This is a genomic window from Dehalococcoidia bacterium (assembly GCA_035574915.1).
Lineage (GTDB): Bacteria > Chloroflexota > Dehalococcoidia > DSTF01 > WHTK01 > DATLYJ01.
The window spans coordinates 1-4,533 of record DATLYJ010000128.1 but is presented as its reverse complement, the minus strand read 5'-3'; the positions used below and the strand labels follow the sequence as shown (position 1 = coordinate 4,533).

General features: G+C 67.2%; 2 protein-coding genes. Both read left to right on the top strand.

Translation table 11 applies throughout. The features are described 5' to 3' along the window. Positions 1 to 2,720: hypothetical protein (locus VNN10_12210; protein ID HXH22782.1), on the top strand; the 2,720-nt coding region annotated here is incomplete at its 5' end. Continuing rightward, on the top strand, positions 2,717 to 4,533 hold a 1,817-nt coding region (locus VNN10_12205), incomplete at its 3' end, for a DUF499 domain-containing protein (GenBank protein ID HXH22781.1). The genes VNN10_12210 and VNN10_12205, both read left to right, overlap by 4 nt.

Here is a 4,533-nt window from a genome sequence, read left to right as displayed (position 1 = left end):
AGGTGCCGTCGGAGCTCAAGTCTTATGTGCGCGGGCGGGAGCACCGGCGCGACGAGGACCCGTACCTACCTTACGAGGGCATGCCGGACACACTGCGCAACCGGCTCCTGATGTTCATCGCCAAGTGGTCGCCGGAGGCGCTCGCGTTCGAGCGCGGCAAGAGCGGCAGAGAGCCCAAGCCGGATCGGCTCCTCGACGATCGCTCGCTCGTCAAGTGGGAGACCTCGGACCCGGAGAACCCGCAGGGGCAGGCCGCACTGCGCGTGGCGCGGGAGCTGGTGCGGGTAGCGCACGGCGGCCGGGCACCGCGCGTGCTCGATCCCTTCGCGGGCGGCGGCGCGATCCCGCTCGAGGCCGGGCGCCTCGGCGCGGAGCCGATCGCGAACGACTACAACCCGGTCGCGTACCTGATCCTGCGAGGGACGTGTGAGTTTCCGCAGCGCTTCGGGAGACCGGGCCGCCGCACCGTCGTGGTCGAGGAGTTCGGAAGGACCGTCGAGCGCGAGATCGAGGTGCCGAACGTGCTGGCCCACGACGTCGAGCGGTGGGCCCGGTGGATTCTCGACCGAGCGCGGGAGCGAACCGGGCATCTGTACCCGCCGGGAAAGGCCGGCCGGCCGGTAGTCGGCTACCTCTGGGCGCGGACCGTGCCCTGCGCCAATCCCGCCTGCCGGGGGGAGATGCCGCTCCTCAAGAGCCTGCTCGTCTGCGACAAGGAGGACAAGAAGGTTGCGCTCGTCATGGACGTGGACGGCGAGCGCAAGAGCGTCCGCTTCGGCATCGCGCGCGGCAAGGAGATCCGACGTACCGAGGGGACGATGCTCAAGAAGGGCAACGTCCGCTGCCCGTACTGCGACCAGGTGACGCCCGTCGCTGCGGTGCGCGCCGCCGGTTGCGATGGCCGGATGGGCGAGCAGATGGTGGCGGTGATCGTCGAGGGAAAAGACGGCAAGGACTACCGGCCGGTCGAGGAGACGGACCTGGCCGCCTTCCGGAAGGCGGCGAAGATCGAGGTAGAACGGCCGGGGGAGATGATCCTGCCCGAGATCAACGCCGAGGGCGCCGACGACGTGGCCAACTCGACGGGAATTCGCGTCCACCTCTACGGCCTGAAGACCTGGGGCTCACTCTTCAACCCCCGGCAGCTCGTGGCTGTGCAGACCTTCGTCGCGTGCCTCCACGAGGCGCTGGAGGCCATGCGGCGCGAGATCGCGGACGAGGATTATCGCCGCGCCGTGGCGGTGTACCTGGGGTTGTGGGTGAGCCGGAACGCGGGTCGCATGTCCTCCGTGGGTCGGTGGAACGTGAAAGGCGAGAAAATGGAGACCCCCTTCGACGGCGCCCGGCTGCCCATGAAATGGGACTACCCCGAGGCCAATCCGTTCTCCGACGTCACCGGGGGCTTCGCAAACCAGCTCGACTGGATCATGCACTTCCTCCGGCGCGAGAGTGCGCCGCTGCCGGCTGCCCGCGTCCTGCGCGGCGATGGCGCGCGCCTCGCCCTCGCCGACGGTGAGGCGGACGTCGTCGTCACCGACCCGCCCTACTTCGACGAAGCGGCCTACGCCGACCTCTCCGACTTCTTTTACGTGTGGCTCAAGCGCGGACTCGCGGCGGAGATCCCGGAGGCGTTCGTCACCCCGCAGGTGCCCAAGGAGGACGAGGCGACGGCCCTCAGGCACCGCCACGGAGGAAGCGCCGAGGTGGCGGACCGGCACTTCTCGGAGAAGCTCGCCGCCGTGTTCAGAGAGGCGAGGCGCGCCTGCCGCCCGGACGGTGTGATGAGCGTCGTCTTCGCCCACCAGGAGACACAGGCCTGGACCGCGCTCATCCACAGCCTGTTTGCCGCAGGGCTCACGATCGACGCCACCTGGCCCATCGAGATGGAGCTCAAGAACCGGATGCGAGGCCTCAACTCGGCGGCCCTCGAGACCTCGATCACCGTGGTCTGCAGGCCGCGCGTGGTGGGCAGCGCGGCCGCGTTCAAACAGGTACGCCGGGAGATCGAGGAGGTTGTCCAGCAATCCGTCAAACGCTTCTGGTCTTACGGCTTCCGGGGCGCCGATGTCATCGTTGCCTGTTACGGCCCGGCCGTGGGCGTGTTCGGCAAATACGAGCGTGTGGAGAAGGCTGACGGGACCCCCGTTGGCATTCCCGAACTCCTGGAACTCGCCAAGCAGGCCGCGCGTGACGCCATCGCCGGCGAGTTCCGCGGGGACAACCTCTCGACCCTCTACTACGTCTGGGCGAACCTCTACGGCACGGCGGAACAGGCGTGGGACGACGCCCGGTTGGTGGTGCAGATCGGCGGAGACGAGGACAACGCCATGGAGGTGGCTCGCGGGCACGGGATCTTCGTGGTGGACGGTTCCAAGTGCCGCCTTGCGCTTCTCGGAGACCGCGCGAGCCGTCGAGGACTGGGGATCGATCAGAACCCGCCGCACATCGATGCGCTCCATCACAGTATGCTCCTCTGGAAGGAGGAGAAGCGTAAGGACCTGATCAGGTATCTCCGCGAACGCGACCTCTTAGAAGACGGCCCGTTCTGGAAGCTGGCGCAGGCGCTCTTCGAGGTCCTCCCCCGCGATCTGGAGGACTGGAAGCTGGTCAACGCTTTGCTCGGCGAGCGTCAGACTCTCCGCACGGAGGGCAAGCGCACGGCATACAGGGACGCGCAGCGGGAACTGTCCTTCGACGAACGAGGTGAAAAGCAATCATGAGCGATACCCTCAAGCCGTGGTATGCCGTTGCGACGCCGCATGAGGACATCCGCGAAGGACGTCTCGCCGAGGCCGTTTTCGCAGCCAACGTCTGGGCGGTCGTCCAGGGCACGGCCCCGGAGGTCTACCTCGATCCCGAGGAGTTCTTCCGCAAGACGTACGTGACCACGGGGCTGTCCACCGTGCTGAATCGGGTCGCGGGCGCGCTAAGGGGCGGCGGCGAAACCGGAGACCGCATCATTAGTCTCCAGACGGCCTTCGGCGGCGGCAAAACGCACACGCTCGTGGCCCTGTGGCACCTCGCGAAACATTCGGATCGGCTGAAGGGGTCGCCTAACGCGGAGCTCCTTCGAAAGGCCATCGGCGGACGACTTCCCGAAAAGGTGAAGGGCGTCGCCGTCTTCACGAACCAGACCTGCGACGCGACCCAGGGACGCAAGGTCGAAGCCGGCGTTCACCTGCGCACCGTGTGGGGCGAGTTGGCGTACCAGCTCGGGGGGAAGGCTCTTTACGAGCGCGTGCGGGCGAACGACGAGAGCCAGAGGGTCCCGCAGGGGCTCTTCTTCGAGATCCTGCAAGCCGCATCGCCCTGCCTTATTCTGTTGGACGAGCTGGCCGACTACTGTGTGGGCGCGGCCGCCGTGCCGGTCGGCGACACGAGCCTCGCCGATCAAACCGTCTCGTTCGTCCAGCAGCTGACCGAGTCCGTGCAGCAGGTGCCGGGGGCCGTCGTAGTCGCTACTCTCCCGGCGAGCAAGTACGAGGTCGCCCAGAGCGAGAAGGGTCAGGAAGCCTTCGTGGCATTGGAAAAGCGCTTCCAGCGCCTCGGGGCCGACGTCAAGCCCGTCGCGGACGAGGAGATCTACGAGGTCGTCCGCGCCCGCCTGTTCGAGTCCATCGCGCCGGAAAGCGAGCCGGACTATCCCAAGAAGGTTGCCCAGGTCTATCAGGCGATGTACGCGGCCCACGCCGGCGAAGTGCCTTCGGAGGCCGCTAAGAACACGTACCGCGAGCAGCTTCAGCGCGCCTATCCGTTCCATCCCTTGCTCATCGACGCCCTCTACACCCGCTGGGGCAGCCACCCCGACTTCCAGCGGACGCGCGGCGTGCTGCGCCTGCTCGCGAGCATCGTCGGCGACCTCTGGAAGCGCCGGCAAGGGAACACTGAGACGCAGCACCTGATCCAGCCGTGCCATGTGCGCTGGTCTGTCGATGCGCTGCAGGCGGCGCTGACACGCCTGTGGGGGCCCGCGTATCAGTCCGTCGCGGCGGCCGACGTCATGGGGGACCGATCCAATGCCGGCATCTTCGACGAGGAACGCGGCGGCGACTACCGGACCGAGGCCATCGGGCAGGGGCTGGCGTCCGCGATTCTTCTCGGCTCGTTCGGTGGACAGAGCGGCCGGAGCGGCTTCAGCTCGAAGGACCTGAAGCTGGCATGCTCCCGTGAGGGCCTGAACTGGAACTATGCGGATGGTGCCCTATTGGAGCTGGAGAACCGCTGCTTCTACCTCCACACGGCGACGGCTGGAAGCCTCGGGAAGCGCTACTGGTTCGGCACGAAGCCGACGCTGAACAAACTGGTCGTCCAGTACCGCCAGCAGAGCGCGAAGGAGAACTTCGGGGAAGAGATCCTCGAAGATCTCCGGGCTGAGTCGCAGAAGGGAGCGCTGGCGGGCGCGACGTGGCGTGTGATCGTCAACCCAGCGGAGGACCTTCCGGAGCAGAAGTCCCTTACGTTGCTGGTTTTGCCGCCCTCGCTCGCTTGGGACGAGAACGGCGGAGCGAAGGAGGCGATCCAGGAACGCGTGAA